This window comes from Maccoyibacter intestinihominis (assembly GCF_040096355.1).
Classification (GTDB): domain Bacteria; phylum Bacillota; class Clostridia; order Lachnospirales; family Lachnospiraceae; genus Maccoyibacter; species Maccoyibacter intestinihominis.
The window spans coordinates 120,222-142,043 of record NZ_JBBMEX010000001.1 but is presented as its reverse complement, the minus strand read 5'-3'; the positions used below and the strand labels follow the sequence as shown (position 1 = coordinate 142,043).

General features: G+C 42.6%; 17 protein-coding genes and 1 other RNA gene. All 18 read right to left on the bottom strand.

What is annotated here, in order from left to right:
* Position 1: 1 nt before the first annotated feature.
* The 18 genes from WMO43_RS00645 to WMO43_RS00560 all read right to left on the bottom strand — a co-directional run bounded on the left by WMO43_RS00645 (position 2) and on the right by WMO43_RS00560 (position 21,216).
* Positions 2 to 1,561 carry a prepilin-type N-terminal cleavage/methylation domain-containing protein gene (locus WMO43_RS00645; RefSeq protein WP_353529363.1) on the bottom strand — a complete coding sequence of 520 codons (1,560 nt, stop codon included), beginning with the start codon at positions 1,559 to 1,561 and terminating at the stop codon, positions 2 to 4.
* Positions 1,516 to 2,073, bottom strand: coding sequence for a pilus assembly FimT family protein (locus WMO43_RS00640; protein ID WP_353529361.1), 558 nt, complete (start codon positions 2,071 to 2,073; stop codon positions 1,516 to 1,518). Before WMO43_RS00640 ends, WMO43_RS00645 begins: the two co-directional genes overlap by 46 nt.
* 11 nt (positions 2,074 to 2,084) lie before the next feature.
* Positions 2,085 to 4,277, bottom strand: a complete 2,193-nt coding sequence (locus tag WMO43_RS00635; RefSeq protein ID WP_353529360.1) for a hypothetical protein — start codon at positions 4,275 to 4,277, stop codon at positions 2,085 to 2,087.
* An 8-nt stretch (positions 4,278 to 4,285) separates the two neighbouring features.
* A complete protein-coding gene (locus tag WMO43_RS00630; RefSeq protein WP_353529358.1) occupies positions 4,286 to 5,356 on the bottom strand; it encodes a type IV pilus modification PilV family protein in 1,071 nt (356 codons plus the stop codon).
* 49 nt (positions 5,357 to 5,405) lie between these two features.
* On the bottom strand, positions 5,406 to 6,146 hold the full coding sequence (locus WMO43_RS00625; RefSeq protein WP_177962510.1) for a hypothetical protein: 741 nt from the start codon (positions 6,144 to 6,146) through the stop codon (positions 5,406 to 5,408).
* A 21-nt stretch (positions 6,147 to 6,167) separates the two neighbouring features.
* Entirely contained in the window at positions 6,168 to 7,829 is a 1,662-nt protein-coding gene (gene pilM / locus WMO43_RS00620) for a pilus assembly protein PilM (protein WP_353529357.1), read from the bottom strand.
* A gap of 80 nt (positions 7,830 to 7,909) precedes the next feature.
* Entirely contained in the window at positions 7,910 to 8,665 is a 756-nt protein-coding gene (locus WMO43_RS00615; protein WP_177962512.1) for a prepilin peptidase, read from the bottom strand.
* Between the two features lie 31 nt (positions 8,666 to 8,696).
* Complete coding sequence (locus WMO43_RS00610; RefSeq protein WP_353529354.1) at positions 8,697 to 9,143, bottom strand: type II secretion system protein; 447 nt, start codon at positions 9,141 to 9,143, stop codon at positions 8,697 to 8,699.
* A gap of 90 nt (positions 9,144 to 9,233) precedes the next feature.
* Positions 9,234 to 10,448: a type II secretion system F family protein gene (locus tag WMO43_RS00605; RefSeq protein WP_353529353.1), complete on the bottom strand. Its 1,215-nt coding sequence runs from the start codon at positions 10,446 to 10,448 to the stop codon at positions 9,234 to 9,236.
* Between the two features lie 18 nt (positions 10,449 to 10,466).
* Positions 10,467 to 11,525, bottom strand: a complete 1,059-nt coding sequence (locus WMO43_RS00600) for a type IV pilus twitching motility protein PilT (RefSeq protein WP_353529352.1) — start codon at positions 11,523 to 11,525, stop codon at positions 10,467 to 10,469.
* 14 nt (positions 11,526 to 11,539) lie between these two features.
* On the bottom strand, positions 11,540 to 13,234 hold the full coding sequence (locus tag WMO43_RS00595; protein WP_177962516.1) for a GspE/PulE family protein: 1,695 nt from the start codon (positions 13,232 to 13,234) through the stop codon (positions 11,540 to 11,542).
* A gap of 311 nt (positions 13,235 to 13,545) precedes the next feature.
* Positions 13,546 to 13,892: RNase P RNA component class A (gene rnpB / locus WMO43_RS00590), an RNA gene on the bottom strand.
* A gap of 80 nt (positions 13,893 to 13,972) precedes the next feature.
* Positions 13,973 to 15,631 carry a nucleoside kinase gene (locus WMO43_RS00585; protein ID WP_353529351.1) on the bottom strand — a complete coding sequence of 553 codons (1,659 nt, stop codon included), beginning with the start codon at positions 15,629 to 15,631 and terminating at the stop codon, positions 13,973 to 13,975.
* A 33-nt stretch (positions 15,632 to 15,664) separates the two neighbouring features.
* Positions 15,665 to 16,447, bottom strand: a complete 783-nt coding sequence (locus WMO43_RS00580; RefSeq protein WP_353529350.1) for a Nif3-like dinuclear metal center hexameric protein — start codon at positions 16,445 to 16,447, stop codon at positions 15,665 to 15,667.
* Positions 16,448 to 16,476: 29 nt separating this feature from the next.
* Positions 16,477 to 17,238 carry a tRNA (adenine(22)-N(1))-methyltransferase gene (locus WMO43_RS00575; RefSeq protein WP_353529581.1) on the bottom strand — a complete coding sequence of 254 codons (762 nt, stop codon included), beginning with the start codon at positions 17,236 to 17,238 and terminating at the stop codon, positions 16,477 to 16,479.
* Position 17,239: 1 nt separating this feature from the next.
* Complete coding sequence (rpoD, locus tag WMO43_RS00570; RefSeq protein ID WP_353529349.1) at positions 17,240 to 18,379, bottom strand: RNA polymerase sigma factor RpoD; 1,140 nt, start codon at positions 18,377 to 18,379, stop codon at positions 17,240 to 17,242.
* A gap of 32 nt (positions 18,380 to 18,411) precedes the next feature.
* Complete coding sequence (dnaG, locus tag WMO43_RS00565) at positions 18,412 to 20,184, bottom strand: DNA primase (protein ID WP_177962520.1); 1,773 nt, start codon at positions 20,182 to 20,184, stop codon at positions 18,412 to 18,414.
* Between the two features lie 24 nt (positions 20,185 to 20,208).
* A complete protein-coding gene (locus tag WMO43_RS00560; RefSeq protein ID WP_177962521.1) occupies positions 20,209 to 21,216 on the bottom strand; it encodes a deoxyguanosinetriphosphate triphosphohydrolase in 1,008 nt (335 codons plus the stop codon).
* Between the last annotated feature and the right edge of the window lie 606 nt (positions 21,217 to 21,822).

The window sequence follows — 21,822 nt, the reverse complement described above, 5'->3', positions numbered from 1 at the left end:
TTTAATTCCAACTGATACCCATTTTATTTACAGAAAATCCATATTCATAGGTACTTCCATTCTTATCTGTTCTCCTAATTGTCTCCCCTGCACGATAGACCCCGATACTGGTGGATTGTGAACGGAAACCTCCAAAGAGCCAACGTAAAACGGAACGGTCCGGATCAAAGGTTGCCGTACACTCCCAGCTTCCGTCTACATTCTTTGTCGGTCTTCCAAATGATAAGACGCCACGGGTATCATACAGATAAAAATTCCCGCTTCCGCTGTCCTCTTTAATCTCATCTGTGGAGGATGCGATCTTCAATCCTCCCGCCGCAAGTTCCTCTAGTCCATAAATTGTAAGCTTTGCACTGCCCATATATGCCATACTCTTCCTGTCGGCTTCAATCCTTACCACATGCACAACCGCCTGATTCGATGTAAATACATGTCCCGCATCGTCGGTTACAGATGCCGATACCGTAAAATCGCCACTTGTCTCCGTTGCATTAATATGAATCTTCTGGTTGTTCTGCAAGTCATTATTGTAATTACTCTTCGATGCAGACCATACCAGATCAGAAATTTTTAATCCGGTTGAAGTTAAAATATCTGCATGATAGGTTACTTCTCCATTTCCATTCTTTTCCGGGTCTAAGGTACCCCCTGCCGGACTGATCCAGACTTCTTCCGGATAAATCCGGATTCCGGCATGGTTAATGTGGATCGTCATGCTTCCTTTGACTGACGGATCCTGTGCAGACTGTGCCGTGATCGTCAATGTCTCTGCCGTCTCATCGGCTCCGATATGCAGGACTCCGTCTTCTCCTATATAGGTCTTGGCATTATTTGCTCCTGTACAAAACCAGTTCACCTTCTGGGATGGATAATGTTCTCCTGTTACAATGGCATAAAATACTTGTTCTTCGCCTTTTAATAAAGCCGTTCTCGATGCATTGACCTCTACTTTTTTTACCACGGAAACTTCTTCTTCAGTCGGGTCTGTGACCTCGTAATCTTCTTCCTCGGTTGGATTCACAACCACGGCATTTCGCAGATGATATACCATATCTGCCTGATAGGTCTTTTTATCCTTTTTTAAGGTGACCGCTGCTTCTACTTTACCTTTTTCCTGTGCCTTGGAAACATCCATCGCAAAGCTCTCTACGTTTTCTGCGAGTGCTGTTTTTTCTACCGTAGTCGTATAGTCAGATGCCTCTGCCGCTTTTTCCTGTCTTTCATAATAGAGCTTTTTATCAGAAGCAGAATAGCTTAAAATATCTACCTGTGTTTTTCCGTTTTCCTCATCATAAATGGTGGTCACATCATCCTTTTGCCGGATTCCTCTCGCACCGATGACATATTGCTCTAACTGGTTTAACAGCACCTGTGCTTCGTATTGCATATCTGTTTCGTTGCTGCTGGACTGATATGTTTTACTTCCTGACTGGATCAGACTGACGACTCCTCCGCCTACAATCCCGATAATGGCGATTGCAACGATCAGCTCTACTAAAGAAAAACCATGGTTATTTACTTTTGTTGATGTTTTCCTGTTGCCGGATTGATCTCGATACATTTTGAGTTCTCTCCTTTTTTGAATGTGATCTTTGTATACGTTAAATCTGATGTATCCTCTGTATTGACACAGAACTTTGAAACGGCACCGGTAGATCTGTCATACCCGATCCGGATAAAAGTACTAAGGGAATCTCCTGCATTGTCCCTTAAAGTCTTTTCCCCTGTGCCATCCTGTTTTGCTGCGGATATCTCAACTCCGTGTGGTTTTCCTAATTTTTCCCGCTTCACGGTTTCAAATGTAACAGTTCCGCCGTTTTCTTTTTCTTTATAGGATTCTATATAATAGCATCCCTCTTTTTCATAGAGGCAGACTCCGCTTACTGTACTCTTAGACATGATCTCCGTTCTTGCCTTACGCATAAACCCGTCTGTCAGTTCTGTATACTTTTTTACCTGTGCGCTCTTGCTGTAATTGGAATTCCCGATCACGATGCCTCCAAGCACTGCCATGATCGCGATCACCACGATTAATTCCAATAATGAGAAACCACCGTTTTTATTCTTATACATGTTCTACTCCACTACTTTTTCGACCAGTTTGTGTATACTACAAGCTGCTCTAACCGTATTCTGTTATCAGATGATACCATTTCGACTTCTCTTCCAAGATATTTTTCAGAATCTGTCAGATAATCTTTTAACAGATAATCTTTTCCACTCTTTTGACAGGTACCGCCTGCGATCAGTTTTGCAAGCTGGTTCTGGTTTTTGCAAAGCGTGATGTTTGCTTTTGCCGGAGAAACGGTTACTTTACCTTTACTCAGGATCGTTCCCTCAAAATCCGTTTGTACCTCAACATCGCCGGTTGCAATGACCATTCTGATCTTTGCTCCCGATGGTGCTTTTCCTAAAAAAGTATCATCCATAACCAATTTTTGCGAGGTATTATCTGTCACATATGCGGCATAGGAAGTCCCGCCTTCTTTGTAAGTGAACCAGCCGGAAGTTCCTACCACATCAAACAATTTATCTTTTACTAAATTTTCAAAGACTGTTCTCGACTTCTGTACACCACTTAATGCCTCATAATTCATTGTCAGATTGATGTTATTCGAATGGAACATATCCTGATAGCTGACAAGCTGGTCACTCATCTGTTTAGAATCAGACAAATCGCTGCCCTCCGTAATGGTATCACCAATCGAGGTAATTCCCGTTGCATCATATACTAAAATATTTCCATTCAAGTCCTTTTTTGCATTACGGTTGATCTGGACAGCTTTCTGATCCACATACAGATCCAGATAATTTTTAATCTTAGCCGATGCCGCGGAACCGTAATATGATGTAAAATAATCACTTGCTGCTTTGGCACTTTCAAATCTCATATAATAATAGTAGAGATTTCCCTGTGTCATCTCCTCTATTCCTGCCACTCCCGGAGTCAATGCCTGTACACGGCTTAAAATATGACTCTTTAAAAGTACCGCCTGGTTTGTCGGTGTGTCTCCACCGGTATTTGCTAATGCCTGTATATGCATCTGCTCTGTCATTGGATTTGCCATACCGTCCATGCAGGACTCCGGCACTAAATAGGCGATCTGATTGCTCTTTACCGTTAGGGATTCCCCCATAAATATGGTACTGTTTCCGATATATGCATTTCCGGCAAGCATCAGTGTCGTAGACTGTCCTAAATTCAATCTCGCTTTTGCACTGCTTCCATTCACGCTGCTGCCTATGGCATTGACAATAATGGCACTGCTGTAATCCGATGGATTGTCTTCAATATCCTTTCTGATCTTCGCACTCTGATTAGGATCTGCCTTTAGCGCCGCTTTCGGATTGCCGAAGCCGTAATACTCTCCACCGATCTGTACATCGGCACTTCCAAACAAGGTCAGGTCATTGGCGGTATAGGTTGTTCCTTTTAAGGACAACTTCGATGCATTCGCTGCTTCAATATCATTTGACCATAGTGTTACCTTTGTCTCGCCCGAAAACTCTGAACCCTGTTCTAAACAAAGCTTGTTTTTTAAAATAACATCATTTCCCTTTTCCACAAGCAAATTCACACCATTTCCAACAGAAAGACTGGCATCATCGCCACCACCATAAATACTTCCATCCACGGTAACGTTTGATGTTTTTTCTAAAGACGCTCCTTTCTGTGCGATCAGTGCATATTTTAAAACATTTGGAAATGAACCGCTCTCCGTAAAATTCATCTGCGGAAACAGGATCTGGATATCGGTCTGTACCCTTGTCTCATAGTCCTGCTCATTCGTATAGGTTAAAAAAAGATTTTTCAGGGTCAGACCGCTTTCACTGACACTCAGCTGCGGTGTCTTTCCTTCTACCGTTGTAAGGCTGGTCCGCTCTTTGACCTTTTGATCTAAAAAGTTCAGCAGATAGTCCACGTTGTAATGATTCTCGTCCAATGACTGTGCCAGCTTACTTCTTAACACTTTGATATATGTCTCATTAAAATGCTTCGTCCGTTTCGCCGTACTTTTTCCGGTATAATCTGCCATCGTCTCTACATATGCCTGTGACATGGCATCGGATACATCGCTCTGCAGTCCCAGACGGATCTCATCTAATACACGCTCTGCATCATAAAAATTATTTTTTGATATACGGTTGGTCGCCTTCATCTGATAATTCCACAGTCCCATCGTCAATGCAACGGTTACTAAAACAGTTACCAGTGCAATTGCCGCGATGACCATGACCAGTGAAACACCCCTGTTGTCTTTTTTTAACTTTTTCATATCTATCCCTACCTGGTGACTGTTCCCGTCAGTGTTGTGATTTCTTTGTTTTCCCGATTTACTTTGACCGTAACATCATAAAGACGCGTATGTACACGTTTGCCATCAAGCCCGCTCAGTCCGAAATATTTTTCTAACTGTGACTGATTCAACGAAGTTTCGCTTCCACTTCCTTTATAATAGAATAGCGGTGTGTCCGCATCCGTAAAGTTTGCCCGTATCCGGATCCCCTTTGTAAAGTCCGGGTCCTGCTCTTCCCCAAAGTGTTCCTTTTCTTTCGTTCCAACCAGATGTACCTCTACTTTGGCTGCCTGATCTCCTTGTTTGATTAAAAACAGGTTCAGTGGATAATCGTCTTTATTCTGGACTGTAATTGTATTTTTTGCATTTGGTTCAAAACAGATATAAAGATTTTCAAGAGTTCCGCCCGCCTGTCTGCTGTCATATAAAAGCATCGGATGCTCTCCTAAAAGAATCCCATTATAATAATAAGAGACGTTCTGCCAGATGTTCTGTTGATTCTTATCTGCCGCTACTACATAATTCCACCGGATATCTAAATTTTTCAGTACTGTATCCTTCTGGTCTGCCTGTACCTTGTTTTCTGAAACTGCCTTGATAAAATCTTCTTCGATGATCTTATCATCCTGTACATAGACTCCGTCTTTGGAAAGATCGATCCTTTTTAAATCTACAACTTCTTTCTTATTGTAGTCTGCGTCAGCATTCTCCGTGTTCTGATACGGACGTACCTCTACGGTAACCGCAAATTTTTTTCCATCCGACTCATATTCGGGATAGGTGAATTTGTATCCTGTCTTTTTTCCATCTTCCTCAATATAACCTACATCTGAGATTGATTTACTGTCCTTATCCTGAATAAAGGCTTCCATACCGTCCGCTTTTAAATCCTCTAACACTGCCTCTCCTGCCGAAGTTGCAGCTAACAACACTCTGGATCTTGCATTAGTCTGAACGGTAAGGATCATGGATTTAAAAAGAGGAACCACGCAGATCACCAGTATCGCTGTGGCAATCAATATTTCCACTAAAGACACACCGCGATCATCCTGTTTCATCCGTGTTCCTCCTTTCATTCCATCTTAAAATCTACTGCTACATTCCTGCTTACTGCTCCGGAGTCTCCGTTGCCTGTGTCTCTCCTGCCTGCTGTGAAGCCTTTGTCTGCTGTACATCTTCCGGTGCTATACCGGATGCTCCACCGAAAATATTATCTGTTCCCTTTTGAACATCATTAATCTCTGCTGGCTGATACTCTTCTCCTGTTCCTAACATATAGTACTGCTTCATGCGAATGTCTCCTACCAGATTTCCGCTTGCCTCATCCAGTGTCAGCACCATTTCATTTATGGATTTTCTTTCTTCTTCTTTTGGTATCCGATGAAGCCAGTCCTTTAACTGGGAATAGGACACCGTAAACTCCAGTATTTCCGGTACGCCATAAATGGAAAGACCGGCTTCCTGATTCTCTGCCACAAGTTCTCCTGCTTCCATGCTGACCTTGGTAATACGCAGGCTGTCATAACGCTTTTCCATATCGGAAGCATAGAGGATCTGGTCTCTTGCTTTTACCATTGCCGGAAATTCTTTATAATATTCTTTTGTTTTTTTCTTCCATTCTTCCGTCTGAGCAATATATTCTTTTTCATTTTTCTGAATGACATCCAACTCTTTTAATTCTGCTTCTAGTGCAGCCTTCTCGGCTTTCTGTGCTTTATTTTCTACTAAAAAATTACGAAAACCGAACTGGACGACCAGTACGACTAAAAGAATTCCTCCAACTATAAATAAGAGATTTTTATCCCGTTCACTCATACCGGCACTCTTTACTTTTCTATCTTTTTTCATCGGATTACCCCCTCCGTACTTCTATTTTCCTGCGGTCTGATCCTGCTGCTTTGTTTCAAGTGATTCTACGTCTTCGTTCATAGTCGTTTCATTCTGTGTCTCGCTATCTGCAGTCCCTCCTACATAGGTACAGATCACCATGAAATCCACATAGGACTGATTGGATTCGCTGACCGTCTCCTCTAAAGATTCCACCTGAACATCACTGATACTCTCAAAATCAGAAAGTTCATCTACGATCTTGGTTGCCTCGCGCTTAGAACTTACGCGTATATCCAGTGTGATACTCTCAGAAGTTGAGGTAATGGAACGTACTAAAATATCACTTGGCATATTCTTTTCTAATTCGTCAATGAATCCACCGATCCCCTCTGAGGTTGTCGTGGTCTCTTTATAGAGATTTTCAATTTTTTCATATTCGGTCTTTGCCTGATTGTATTCTTTATACTCATCCGCAAGATACTGTTTTTCGCTTCGCTCTTTTTGCAGTTTATGAACACCCATCTTCAAATAGCCATAGTATGGAATGACCGCTAATAAAAGCACGAGTGATACCACAACACAGATCCCAAAGAACTGTTTTGGCTCAATATGAATCTGCTTATGCTCTTTTTTCTTCTCCGCAACTTCCTTTTCATCTTCTAAACGGAATTTCATCGGATTGACCGCTGCACCGACACAGGTCAGATACATCAGCGGATAATAATCTCCGGTATTCCCCTTTTCCTGTGGAAATGCCTCTCTTAACTGTTCTCCCGAAACAGGCAGACTTAACTCCTCAGATAAATATTGCTCCATTCCACAGATGTCTGCACCGATACCATAGAGAACGACATTCTCCATCTCCGCTCCTGCATGGTTCGAACTGTAAAAATTCATAACACGCGAAACGTTTCCTGTAATGGCACGGAAACCTTCTGTGATATCCTCCCGGATCTCTTCCTCTTCTAAGGTCAGGACATTTTCTTTCCGCATCTTTTCAAGTGTCTCATAGAAATCAATATCTTCACCAAAATGTCCGGATTTTTGAACCGCCTGTATAACATCTGCGATTCCATAAGGGAAGGTTCTTTGTAACTCAATCTTGTTCTCACGGACGATTGTGATCATCGTAGTGTCTTCTTCTAATCTTACCGCCGCGTATAAGTCATTTTTGATATTTTTTTCTAAAAGCTGTGTTGCGGCATTGCCTATGTAGTCTAAATCTACCAGTGTCAATAAGCAGACTTTTGCTAACGATTTATAAGCATCGATCATTTCGTTTGGTACGGCAAGTACCATCAGCTTATATTTCTGTTCGCCCTCTTCCTCTACTTCATCTAACAGCCGGTAACTCAACTGATATTTTTCAAGGTCTACCGGAAAATACTCCGCAGAGTTTGCATACAACAATGTCCTGATACGGTTCTCTTTTACATGCGGAATAACAACATCCCTGCTGGCGATCCTGCTGGATGCTAATACAAACACTGCCTTTCTTGTCTTGATCTTATGTTCTTCAAGCCCTGCATCCAGACGCTCTTTAAACGGAAGAACGTCCGCAAGTGTCTCTTCTTTAAAGAGATTATCCGGTGTCTGGAAACTGAAACTCTTATAGATTTTGGGTTCTTTTACTTTGAAATCCGTCTCTACAACGTGAGTCATACGGTTTCCAATCTCAATACATAATACTCTATTTGCCATCTTCTCATTCCCTTGCTATCATTTTTCACTGTCTGTTCCCACAAAAAGACCTTCCCTGTACCTTTTGTCGAAACAAACGCCTACCAAAGACGCATATACATCTGTAACAGGCTGTCACCCCAGAGCGCCGCTAATAAAATACCGGCTGCTAAGTACGGTCCCATTGCTAACACATGATCCTCATTTGTCAGTTTCATGCGCAACAAATGGATAACCGAACCAAGAATACAGCCCATTACAAATGCTATTATAATTGCTTTCCAACCTAACATCATGCCCGCTGCCGCCATCAGCTTAATGTCTCCGCCTCCAATGGCTCTACCCTTAGATAACAGATACAGCAGATATAAAAAAGCACTGACTGCGAAAAAACCTATGACATAGTCTTTCCACCGTGCTAAATCCAGCAGCATATGTATGCAGGCAAGGATAAATATAAATACGTTGATCCCAAAAGGAATCTCATATGTGCGAAAATCGATCACACTGAGCACCAGCAATGCGGATGCCATCAGAGAGTAGATTCCACTCTCTACATTCAGTCCATTGACTGCAAAAATCAGAACATACATGAATCCATTGACTGCCTCGACAATCGGATACTGGCAGGAAAGCTTTGTTTTACACTTTCTGCACTTACCTCTAAGAAAGATATAACTAAAGATAGGGATTAAGTCATACCATTTCAACTGATATCCGCAGGTCATACAGTGGGAGTTCACTTTGACAATGTCCTCTCCTTTTGGAATGCGGTAAATACAGACATTCAAAAAACTGCCTATGACGATTCCAAATAAAAATATGAGAATTTCTGCGAATATCAGTATGGTATCCATGCGTTAGTCCGTTCCTTTCAAGTCACAAAAATTATTTAGCCCAATCACCTTTTGCTTCCGGATATAAGTCTGTAGTATTTGTACCATCAGTAACGGAAACTTTTACTTCACCTGCTTCAGTAATTTCATAAACAAAATGATAACCGCTCTTTGCTTTTACTTTTGGCACTCCACCAAAGACTTCTTTCTGGCTTCTGTGGTTTGTTTTATCTACAGTTGCAGTTGCATCATCCCATGCTGTAGCACCATTAGTTACTGACTGCTGTGCTACTGCTGTCGTTCTCTCTGTATCTGCAAACTCTGTGCTCAAAGCTGTTGCAATCTGCTGTGCGTTCTGGATATCGGTAGAAGTTCTGGATCTTCCAATATACTTAACGAACTGTGGTGCTAAAACTCCTGCTAAGATTGCCATGATCGCAATTACGATGATCAATTCTACTAACGAGAATCCTTTGTTGTTACGCTTTGTCCTTTTCATAATGAATCTCTCCTTTTTCTTTTTTATATATTATCTCAAGTCCGAAGCCCTATCCCCCGGAAATTAGATACACGGAATACCCCTGCGGTCCTACATATTTCCAACGCCATTGTATAACGAAAGCATTGGTCCCATGATCGCCGCTATCAGAATGACTACGATGATCGCCATGAATACAATGATCATCGGCTCTAAAAGTGCTAAAACGGTCTGCGTTGTTACCTCTACCTCTTCATCATAGTAATCTGCTAATTTATCTAACATTTCCTCGATCTCTCCGGTCTCTTCTCCGATTGCCATCATATGTACTACCATCGGTGGAAAGAGTCCTCCATTTCTCAATGGTTCCGAAAGAGGAACACCTTTTGCGATTTCTTCTTTTGCTTTTAATAACTCTCTTTTGTATAAAATATTTGTCATGGTATTTGCCACACTGTCTACTGCATCGATCATCGGGATTCCCGCCTGCATCAATGTGCTGAGTGTTCTTGCAAATACGGAAGAGTAGGTCTTGATGTTCAGATTCTTAAATACCGGGATCTTGATCGCTCTCGTACCAAAAAACTCCTGCCCTGACTCTGTTTTTTTCCAGCTTTTAATTCCCATGACGAATGCTACAATGATTGCAACTAAGAGGATGGCATGATTTTTTACAAAATCTCCCATGTGCATAATTGCCAATGTCAATGCCGGCATATCAAAATCATATCCCTCAAACATTTCCATATAATTCGGGATAACATACGTCAGCATAACGATTAAAATTACCAGTGCCACAACTCCTAATACCATCGGATACATCATGGAACGCTTCATCATACCCTTTAACTTGGCTTCTTTTTCAAACTGGATTGCCATACGCTCTAAGGACTTGTCAATACTTCCACTGGTTTCTCCGGCTTCTACCATGTTGACTAACATCGGTGGAAATACTTTGTTCTGCTTCTCCATCGCCTCTGACAGGGTACTTCCCTTTCCAATCTCCGTTCTTACCTCTCGAATTGCCTGTGAAAGGGTCTTATTTTCGGTCTGTATCGACAGCATATCTAATGCTTCCACTATACTGACTCCGGCACGGAGCATACTTACAAACTGACGGCAGAACACGCTTAGATCTCTTGTCTTGACTTTTTTGCCCACGCCGATCTTAATATCTTTTTGTAAGGCATTCTGCTCTTTGATCTCTAATGGAATACACCCCTGCGAACGCAGTTTCTGTTCGACTTTTTCCCTGCTGTCCGATTCCATACTTCCTTTTATTTCTTTTCCGCTTTTTTCAATTGCAATATAAGAATAATCCGCCATTTTCCTCTCCTCTATCTCTTAAAACAGATTAATCTTCTGTGACATTCCCGCCGCATCATGTGCAAAACTGATTGCCGTCTCTGCAGTAATATAGCTTTTCATATACAGATCATAAATTGCATCATCCATCGTCTGCATCCCCATTTTCTTGTTGGTCTGGATAATCGATGGAATCTGAAAGCTTTTTTCCTCACGGATCAGATTCCGTATCGCCGGAACCGCAAGCATGACCTCATATGCTGCCACTCTTCCGCCTTCCTGCCTTGGCAGAAGCTGTTGTGCCACCACACCCTCTAAAACACCTGCTAACTGCACACGGATCTGCTGCTGCTGAAACGGTGGAAAGACATCGATCATACGGTCTACTGCCGAAGCCGCACTGTTCGTATGAAGCGTGGAAAATACCAGATGTCCTGTCTCCGCTGCCGTAATGGCAATGGAAATCGTCTCTAAATCACGCATCTCACCGACTAAGATCACATCAGGGTCCTGTCTTAGGGCCGCCCTGACCGCATTTGCATAGGACATCGAATCATAACCGATTTCTCTTTGCAGTACCATTCCTTTTCCATGTCCATGCAGATATTCGATCGGATCTTCTAAGGTAATGATCGTCTTTTTGTAATTCTTTGAAATCACTCCGATCAAAGAAGCTAACGTTGTGGATTTACCACTTCCGGTTGCTCCTGTTACTAACACCATACCTCTCTTTTTTGAAGTCAGATTTACAACTGCCTCCGGAACGCCTAAATCCTTCGGTGACGGAATCTCAAATGAAAGGATACGAAGTGCCATCGCATACGTTCCTCTTTGACGGAACACATTGACACGCACCCGGTTAAATCCTGCGATAGAATGTGCAAAATCCAGTTCACCTTCCCGCTCTAACACTTCTAACTGCTCGGTTGTCAGCATTGGCTTGATCATTTCTTCTATTTCATATGGCTTAATCTTTTCCTCCGACATCGGTATCAGATCTCCGTCGATACGGAACATGACCGGACTGCCGGGACAAAGATGAATATCTGAAGCGTTTCTTTGATTTCCGTCGATTAAAATATCTTCTATTTTACCCATAACCTGTTTTTCCTCTATTCTCCAAGTGAGATACGGATCATCTCATGGTAGGATGTTTCTCCTTCTAAAACGAGTCTGACCGCTTCACTGTGTAACGTTTTCATTCCTTCTTTCACTGCCACTTCACGAATCTCATCCGTAGACATCCGTGCCGCAATTGCATTGCGCAGAGTCGATGTGACCGGCATCATCTCATAAATACCGGTTCTTCCGTAAAATCCAGTGTCATTGCAGTGTTCACAGCCTACCGGCTCATAAATCTCAACCTCTTCCATTGGGTTAATGCCCATCATGCCCTTTTCTTCTCCAAGAGCTTTCCGCTTTTTCTTGCAGTGTGGGCAAAGCCTTCGTACCAATCGCTGGGCAATGACGCCTCTCATGGCATCTGCTAACAGATAACTTTCTACGCCCATATCCATTAATCGCGTCATGGTTCCCGGTGCATCATTCGTATGCAAGGTACTCAACACTAAATGTCCCGTAATGGATGCCTGCACTGCGATAGATGCTGTTTCCCTGTCTCGGATCTCACCTATCATGATAACGTCCGGGTCCTGTCTCAATATGGAACGAAGTGCCGAAGCAAAGGTCAAATCCGCTTTTGCATTGACCTGTACCTGACTCACTCCGTCTACATTTGCCTCTACCGGATCTTCTACGGTAATGATATTAATATTTTCGTGGTTTCTTTCGTTCACCGCCGTATATAAGGTCGTAGACTTACCACTACCGGTAGGTCCTGTTACCAGTATAATCCCATTCGGATGATTCAGCATATCATCAAATAATTGCAACTGCTGTTCGGTAAATCCAAGACTCTTTTTATCTCTTGTCAAGGCTTTTTTCTGTGCCAGACGCATTACGCATTTTTCACCGTAAACCGTCGGAAGTATGGATGCACGGATATCATATTCCTTCCGGTCAATCATCATCGTGATTCTTCCGTCCTGTGGTCTTCTCTTTTCGGAAATGTCCATATTTCCGATAATCTTTACACGAGTAATGATCGCACTTAACAAATTGATGTGATAGGTCGATTTTTCATAAAGCACACCATCAATACGATAACGGACACGCACTTTATCTTCCATCGGCTCAATGTGAATATCGGACGCACGTTGCCTCGCCGCCTGTTCAATCATGGATTTTACAAGCTGTACGATCGGTGAATTTGCAACATCCTCATCTTCTGCCTGCTCCTCCTTTGTTTTCCGGCTCTCACGTTCTTTGGCATACTGCTCTGCCACTCTTTGTGCTTCGCTGTCACCGTAATATTTATCCAGAGTTACTAAGATATCCTGTGTCGTTGCAATCACCGGCTCTACCTGTAGATTCGTGATAATAGAAAAATCATCTATTCCCCGCATATCCATCGGATCTGCCATTGCAACACGGATAATATTTACGTTTCCTTCTTTATACTCAAACGGTATCATCAGATGCTTTCGAAGCAGCTTACCATCTGCTAACTTGATGATATCATCCTCTATTTTCATTCCATGCAGAGAAATAAATGGGATATTTAACTGTGTTGCAAGCCCTTCCCCAATTGCTTCCTCTGTCGCATAACCAAGATCCACAAGCATCTCGCCTATTTTTTTGTGAGCAGTCTTATTCTTCTCCAATGCATCTTCTAACTGCTCCTGCGTAATAATACCTGCTTCGAGAAGCATATCCCCTATACGCTTCTTCTGTCTGAAGTCAGCCACACTCCATTCCCCCTACATTCATTATTATTGAAACAATTATACTACATTTTTCAACAAATTTGTATAAATTTGAACAAAAAAGAACCGACAATTTTCGTATTTTGACAAGTTTTTCGTATTTTTTCGTTTTTTCATTCCTGCAACTGCATCTTTCCGAAATTTTCTCAGTTTTCAGAAACAAAAAATGCACCTTTTTGCCGGCATATTTCTATGCGGCAGGTACATTCTACAGGTATTTTTCTTTTATTTTCTCTGTGATCACAATCTATTTTTATAACCTATTATATCTGTTCTTATGATCTGTTTTTTCATATATAAGCAGGACTGTAAGCCGGGTTATGTTTTTCAGATGATCATCTATCTAGAACAACTGTTGCCAGCTGCTTCAAGCAACCTACCTAAGACTAACGGGCCGCATTATCGTCTTGCTTCGGTCTTGCTTCAGATGGGGTTTACATGTGCCCCCTCTGTTACCAGAGAGGCGGTAGTCTCTTACACTGCCCTTCCACCCTTACCGGTTGCCCGGCGGTATATTTCTGTTGCACTGTCCTTGGAGTTACCTCCACCGGCCGTTAGCCGGCATCCTGCCCTGTGAAGCCCGGACTTTCCTCGTCTGCGGTCTTTCGACACTTGCAGCCGCGATCATCCATCCTACTTATATATGATTGAATCGTTTCCTATTGTAACATTTTTTTATACTTCGTCAAGTATTTTTATACATTCCTCGTTATACTGCATTTATACGTCTATACAGCTTCCGCCGATGAACTCCCTGAGCAGTGAATTGCTTGGAATATCCTCTGCCGGCACCGGAAGAAAATAGTCTAAGAATTTTAACAGACGCTTTGCCTCTAAATACTCCGGACAGTCCTTTTCGATCGCAAACAGACGCGGTTCTGCATACGCCTTTAACACGGCAAGCTCATAGATGAGTGCCGAATTGAACATCGCATCTGCCTCCTCCTGAAATGGGAAGATATGACGTTCCTCGCCTCTTCGCACCGATGGCCACATGGCAATCGTCTCTTTGGCACTGGTGCCGCGTGTTCTCGCATCACGCACGATCCTGCGGATCAGTCTTGCATCTGTAGTCGGAAGATAATTGTGTTCATCTATGTTCAACTGGGTTAATGCACTGATATAGATTTTAAACTTACTCTCTTTTGTTAAGGAATAGGATAATTTGTCATTCAATCCGTGGATTCCTTCTATTACTAAGATATCGTCATCGCCAAGCTGTAAAAAGTTGCCTTTGTATTCCCGTCTTCCGGTCTTAAAGTTAAAGGTCGGTATCTCTACCTGCTCTCCTTTGAACAGTCTTGTCATATCTTCATTGAACTGCTCTACATCCAATGCTTCTAAACACTCAAAATCATAGTTGCCGTTCTCATCTCGCGGTGTATTTTCACGGTCTAAATAGTAATTATCCAGTCCGATCGGATGAGGTTTGAGCCCCTGTGCCATCAACTGTGTGGACAGACGATAGGAAAAGGTCGTCTTACCGGAAGAGGATGGTCCTGCGATCATTACGAATTTTTTATCCCCTGCCGATGCAATGGTCTCTGCAAGCTGACCGATCTTTTTTTCCATCAGGGCTTCCTGCACCATGATGACCTGCCGCATTTTTCCTGCCGCGATCGCATCGTCTAACGCTCCTACCGTATCGATATTTAGCATTTTTCCCCATTCTTCGGATTCCTGTAAGGTGTGGAATAACTTTTTAGATGGGTGAAACTCATCAATCGTCTTTGTATTTTTTCCAGGGAATAATAACATCATCCCCTCTTCAAATGGGATCAGGTCAAACCATTTCAAGTATCCGGTAGACGGAACCATATAGCCGTAAAAATAGTCGATATATCCATCTAAATCATAGACATTGACTCTCGAACTTCTGCGATAACGGAACAGGCGCTCCTTATCATGCATACCCCGTTCTGCAAACAGGCGGATCGCATCGTCGGTCCGACAACTCTTTTTCCCGATACTGATATCAGCATCGACTAAACGCATCATTTCTATTTTGATTGAAAGGATCAAGTCGCTGATGTCCTCTTTTGCTCCTTTTAAGGTGCAGTAATATCCCTGTCCTAAGGAATGACGAATCTGTATACTGACTCCGTCTTTTCCATAGAGGTTATCCACCGCCTTTTGCAATAATAACGTCGTACTTCTCCGATATGCCTTTTTGCCCGGGTCCTGTTTTGCCGTAATAAATTCGATCGTCCCCTCGCTCTTTAAACTCTTTCCAAGTTCCCGCAGTCTATGGTCAAAGAGGACCAGTAAAATATCATCTTCGTACTCTTTTTGAAAATCCCCCGCGATCGTCTGGTATGTAGTTCCTGCCGGATATTCATACTCTTTTCCTTCTATTTGTACTTTTATCATCTGCTCCATAAAAAACACCCGCCTTTTTATCTTTTCTCTACACTATATGATCTGAAATGGAAATGTCAGTGGCTGTACTGCAATCTCCAGTTCTTTTGCTTCTCTTTTTAAATACTGTTCCATATATGGGATAAAAATATGTTCCACTCCGTAATGGCCTGCATCAATCACCGTCATATTCTGCGCCACCGCATCAATTCCCTCATGATGGTCTATGTCACCGGTAATCAGCACATCCACACCTGCCTGCAATGCATTCGAAATCACACTTTTTCCCGAACCCGGTGAAATCGCTGCGGTCTTTACTTTTCGCTCTAAATCACCAAATACTTTTACATTTTCTAAAGAAAATGCCTGCTTGACCTCTTCACAGCACTCCCGCACTGTCATCTCTTTTTTCAGACTGCCGTATCTGCCAATCCCCTCTTCTCCTGTCTCTGAAACACTTGTAATTTCCAACACTCTGGTATCTGAAATTCCTAAATAATCTGCCGCTAAATCTGCCATGCCCATGACATCAAAGTTGGTATGCATCGCATAATATACCATGTCATTTTGGATCAGACGGATAATCCTTCTTCCGATAAAATCTTCCTGTGTTACCCGTTTCATCCCTTTGAATATCATCGGATGATGGGTCAACAGCATATCCGCTCCATTGGCAATCGCTTCTTCAATCGCCTCATCCGTAGCATCCAATGCAATATAAATCTTTTGGATCTCTTTATCTTCCCTGCCAACTAAGAGTCCTACATTGTCCCAGTCACAGGCATAACTTTTCGGCGACTGTTTTTCTAATAGTTCAATTACTTTTTTACATTCCATTGATCCTTACACTGTCCTTCTCTTCAGGCTTATTGATTGGCTCGTTTGCTCATTTCCTGTATTGCCCGCTCTGTCTGCTCTGCCTTTTTTTCTACCTCATGAATCCTCTTTTGAATCTCCGGTCTGTCAGAAATCGCAGACAGCTTTTCTAATAATTCCCGGTAGATCTGCGCCTCTCTTTTCAAATAGTCCTGCAATACCGGATGTCCTTCTTTTAATAAATATGCACCGTATAAAAAATCTATGTCCTTTGCATTCCGATAGGGATTGTCTAAAGGCATCGCTGTCTCTTTTTTTGTCACAGACATCATCGGATAATATTTTCCGTCTTCTAAGACCATATCTTCTTCTAAGATACACCAACCGTCCTCTGTTAAAAAACGGCGAAACTGCTCAATCTCAGACTGCGGCTGCAAGACCACACAGGAATTTTTCTCAAAAAACTCCGGCGATCCGCTTAAGATCTTCTGCATCAGTCCTCCGCCCATTCCTGCGATCACTGCAACTTCTGACTCACCGGGCACAAAACTTTCCCCCCCATCGGAAAGTCTGGTCTGTATGTATTCACCCAGCCCATATTGCTCAATATGTTCTTTTGCATGAAGCAAAGGACCTTTTCTTACATCTGCGGCATATGCTTTTTTTACGACTTTTTTTTGCACTAAATAAACCGGAAGATATGCGTGGTCTGTTCCGATGTCTGCTAATACCGGCTGCTCTAGCTCTAATTGATCAATCCCATGCACCAACAGCTCTGCCACGGCATTTAAACGCTTTGACAACTGTATCATATTACTCAAGATAATCCTTTAATTTTCTGCTTCTGCTTGGGTGACGGAGTTTTCTAAGTGCCTTTGCCTCGATCTGACGGATACGCTCACGGGTAACATTGAACTCTTTTCCGACTTCCTCTAAAGTTCTTGCTCTTCCGTCCTCTAATCCAAAACGAAGGGTTAACACTTTCTGCTCTCTTTCCGTTAAGGTGCCTAAAACCTCTTCTAACTGTTCTTTTAAGAGAGTAAACGTGGCTGCATCTGCCGGTACCGGAACATTATCATCCTGAATAAAGTCTCCAAGATGGCTGTCCTCTTCTTCTCCGATCGGGGTCTCTAAAGAAACCGGCTCCTGTGAAATCTTTAAAATCTCGCGGACACGTTCTACCGGCATGTCCATCTCTTTTGCAATTTCTTCCGGGGTAGGTTCACGTCCTAACTCCTGCAGTAACTGTCTGGATACACGGATCAGTTTGTTGATTGTCTCTACCATATGCACCGGAATACGGATGGTTCTTGCCTGGTCTGCGATTGCTCTTGTGATTGCCTGACGGATCCACCAGGTTGCATAAGTGGAAAATTTATATCCCTTCCGGTAATCAAATTTTTCAACAGCCTTGATCAGACCCAGATTTCCTTCCTGGATCAGATCTAAGAATAACATTCCTCTTCCGACATAGCGTTTTGCAATGGATACTACCAGACGCAAGTTTGCCTCAGCAAGACGTTTTTTTGCCTCCTGATCGCCTAACTCCATACGCTTTGCTAACTCAATCTCTTCTTCCGCACTTAAGAGCGGCACTTTTCCGATTTCTTTTAAATACATACGGACCGGGTCTTCAATCGATACACCGTCCGGAACGGATAAGTCAATTTTTTCTACCTCGACTTCTTCTTCGTCATCTAACAGGATCTCATCGTCAACCGTATCGTCATCGTTGTCTGTGATACGCAGCACATCGATATTGCTGGTCTCTAAGAAGTCTAAAATCTTCTCGAACTGCTCTGCATTCAGCTCCATGTCCTGAAAGAAATCACTGATCTCCTGATATTCCAAAACATTCTTTTTCTTTTTGGCTAATGCTAAAAGTTCTTTCAGTTTCGCCTGAAATTTCTCTTCTTTTTCATTTCTTTCTGTGTTTTCGTTTTTTTCTGCCATTTTAATATCCTCTCTCGTCTTTATTCTGCTCCCTATGGTATGGAAATATTCGTTTTCTCCAGTTTCTCAAGCTGTTTCTTATCTGCAATAATTTTTTGCAGTCCAGCCATATCCGTTGGATCCAAGTGCTTAGAATGCTCCCGGATGCTGTTTTGTTTTACACGGAGAATTGTCTCTTTTAGGGCTTTTTCCCTGTCGGCTTTTGTCTCCACCTTAGCAATCCTTGCATGAAAAAGCGAAGCGATCTCACTTTGATCCTCTTCTCCAAACAGATTGATGATCTGTGCCGGATTCACTTTGCCATCACGGTGATACTGTTCAAATAATATCTGTGCCGTCTTTTGGTAAATATCCTCCGTAAAATCTTCTGCTCCAAGATATTCTTCTATCAGCTCAAAGAGCCTTGTATCTTCTATCAGCCAGGTCAGCAAAAGTCTCTGGGACTGCTTCATTCCATCTTCTTTTTGCGGTTTTTCCCTGCTCTTTTTCTGTCTTGGCTCACTTCCTGTTAATCCCTGTGTTCCAAAATGATAGACTAATTTTCTTAAATTCTCAAAACCCATGCCGTATTTGTCGGCAATTGCTTCTATATAATTATCTCTTTCTAATTCCTCTGAGAACTGTAACAATTTCTTTGCGGTCTCATTTGCAAATTCTGTCTTTCCAGCCGGATCTTTTAAGTCATACTCCTCCGATAACAGACGTATCTCAAATAAAAAGCTGTTCTCTGCCTGTTCGATCCGTTTCTCATATTCCTCTGCCCCAAGTGCCTTGATAAATTCATCCGGGTCTTTATAGGGTTTCATATTGATGACTTTTGCTGTGATCCCTGCTTCTTTTAAGATCGGGATTGCCCGTTTTGCCGCACGGATTCCCGCGCCATCACTGTCAAAGGTCAGATAGACCTCTTTGGTATATCGTTTTAACAGATTGGCGTGTCCCGGCGTAAATGCCGTTCCGAGTGCTGCTACCGCATTGTCAAACCCTGCCTGATGCAGTGCAATGACATCCATATATCCCTCACACAAAAGAATCTGATGCTTTTTTGTCGTTCTTGCAAAATTAAGTCCATACAGATTCCTGCTTTTATCAAAAATCATCGTTTCCGGGGAGTTCAGGTATTTTGGCTCACCATCTCCCATCACACGGCCGCCAAAACCGATCACCTTGCCACGCACATCCATGATCGGGAACATGGCACGGTTCCAGAACTTATCATAACCGCCACGCTGCTCATCTATGCTGACTAACCCGCTGTCTTTTAACAACTCATCCTCATAGCCTTTTGTTCGCAGATAGCGGTACAGGTCATCGGAATATTTATCGGAATATCCGAGTCCGAATTTTTGAAGCGTTTTCTCGCTCAATCCCCTGTTTTTAAAATATTCGTGAGCCCTGCTTCCCCGCTCACTCCGCAACAGGGTATAGAAGTATTTTGCCGCTTCTTTATTTGCCTCTAACAGTCTTGCTTTTTTATCGGAAGCCCGCTTCTGCTCGGCACTCAGTTCCTGCTTTGGCAATTCTACGCCGATGCGGTTCGCCAATACCTCTAATGCTTCGGGAAAGGTATAGTTTTCATATTCCATTAAAAAAGTAATGACATTGCCTCCCGCCCCGCAGCCGAAGCAATAGTACATCTGCTTATTGGGTGAAACCGAAAAAGATGGTGTTTTTTCATTATGGAATGGACACAGTCCAAAATAAGTGCTTCCTTTTTTCGTCAGCCGCACATAGCCTGATATCACATCTACGATATCGTTTCCTGAACGGATCTCTTCTATCAGCTCATCTGAATAATATGCCATGTATTTCTTCTGCCTGCTCCTTTCCTAGCCGATCTCCCATGCTTTTGGCAAAAAGAATTCTCTGTATTTTGCCACCGCATACTGGTCTGTCATGCCCGAAATGTAGTCACACACCACGCGTTCTTTTTTCTCGCCTTCACTGTGCATCCTCTGATACTGCTCCGGCAATATCTCTATATGTCCCATATAATGTGCATAAAGTTCACACAATAATCGCTCTGCCTTTGCTTCTTCACCTTTTGCGGCAGGATTTGTATAAACTTTCTGAAACATGAATTTTCGCAAATCCTGCATCGCACCGCCGATCTCTTCTGACATCACAATATCATTTTTTCCCATACTGTTCATAATGATATTATGTATCAGGGTATTTAAACGTTCCTTGGTTGTCATACCAAGAACTTTGCGGATCTCTAACGGGATATCTTCCTCACTCATGACTTTTGCGCGGATGGCATCGTCGATATCATGGTTGATATACGCGATCTTATCCGACAAACGGACGATCTTTCCCTCTAGCGTATGCGGCATCATACTGGTCTGGTGGTTTAATATCCCATCACGCACTTCCCATGTCAGGTTCAGTCCCTTACCGTCTTTTTCAAGTTTCTCCACAATCCGCACACTCTGCTCATTATGGCGGTATCCTTCATCACACAGCTCATTCAAGATCCGCTCGCCCGCATGGCCAAATGGTGTATGCCCTAAATCATGGCCTAATGCAATGGCTTCGACCAAATCCTCATTCAGACGCAGTGCTTTCGCAATGGTGCGGGCATTCTGCGACACTTCTAACGTATGGGTCAGACGCGTTCTGTAATGGTCTCCCTTCGGGCTTAAGAATACCTGTGTCTTGTGTTTTAGGCGTCGAAAAGACTTACAGTGCAAAATCCGGTCTCTGTCCCTTTGAAAAACAGGACGGATATCACACTGCGGTTCTTCGCGGTCTCGCCCTCTTGAATTGACACTAAGTGTAGCAAACGGACTTAACGAAATCTCTTCCATCCGCTCTAAATTTTCCCTGATTGACATGCAAATTCCTCCACGGTGCAAAGTCTCTATTTTAATATTTCTGTGCTGGGGTGGGATTTCCTTTATTTTTTTCGACTTTTTTTTCAATTCTTTCAGATCTGGAAACGCAAGTTTGCCATGCATAGATGCAGGTATTAAGAATGTTCTTAAATCTCCCGGCAGTGATCGGAGTTCTGTTCGGCAATGCACCGGGTTCGGGTGTTGGGATATAAGACTTTCGGACTTTCTCTGAAATGGGGTTGGAGACGGACGCAAACGACACCAATCCGCCCTCCATGGCGGTGGTGTCTTTCTGCGACTTCCTGTCGCAGAATTGCTGGTTGTTTGAGAAAGTCTCGAATGTCTAATATCCCACACCATGTACCCAGTGCATTGCCGAACGGAACACGGTATCGCAAAAAACGATTATGGATCTTACGATAGAGTAGTATTGAAAATATCAAAGAATTATAAAAGAATTATTCTGAATCCGTCATGAAAATACAAAAGCTTTTATCGTTGCGAAATGAACACCTTTTAAAGTAGTACAATATAGTCCAATAATATAATAGAATTCTTTGAACTTAGACAATACTGTAAAACAAAAAATAAACCCCTTTAACTGAG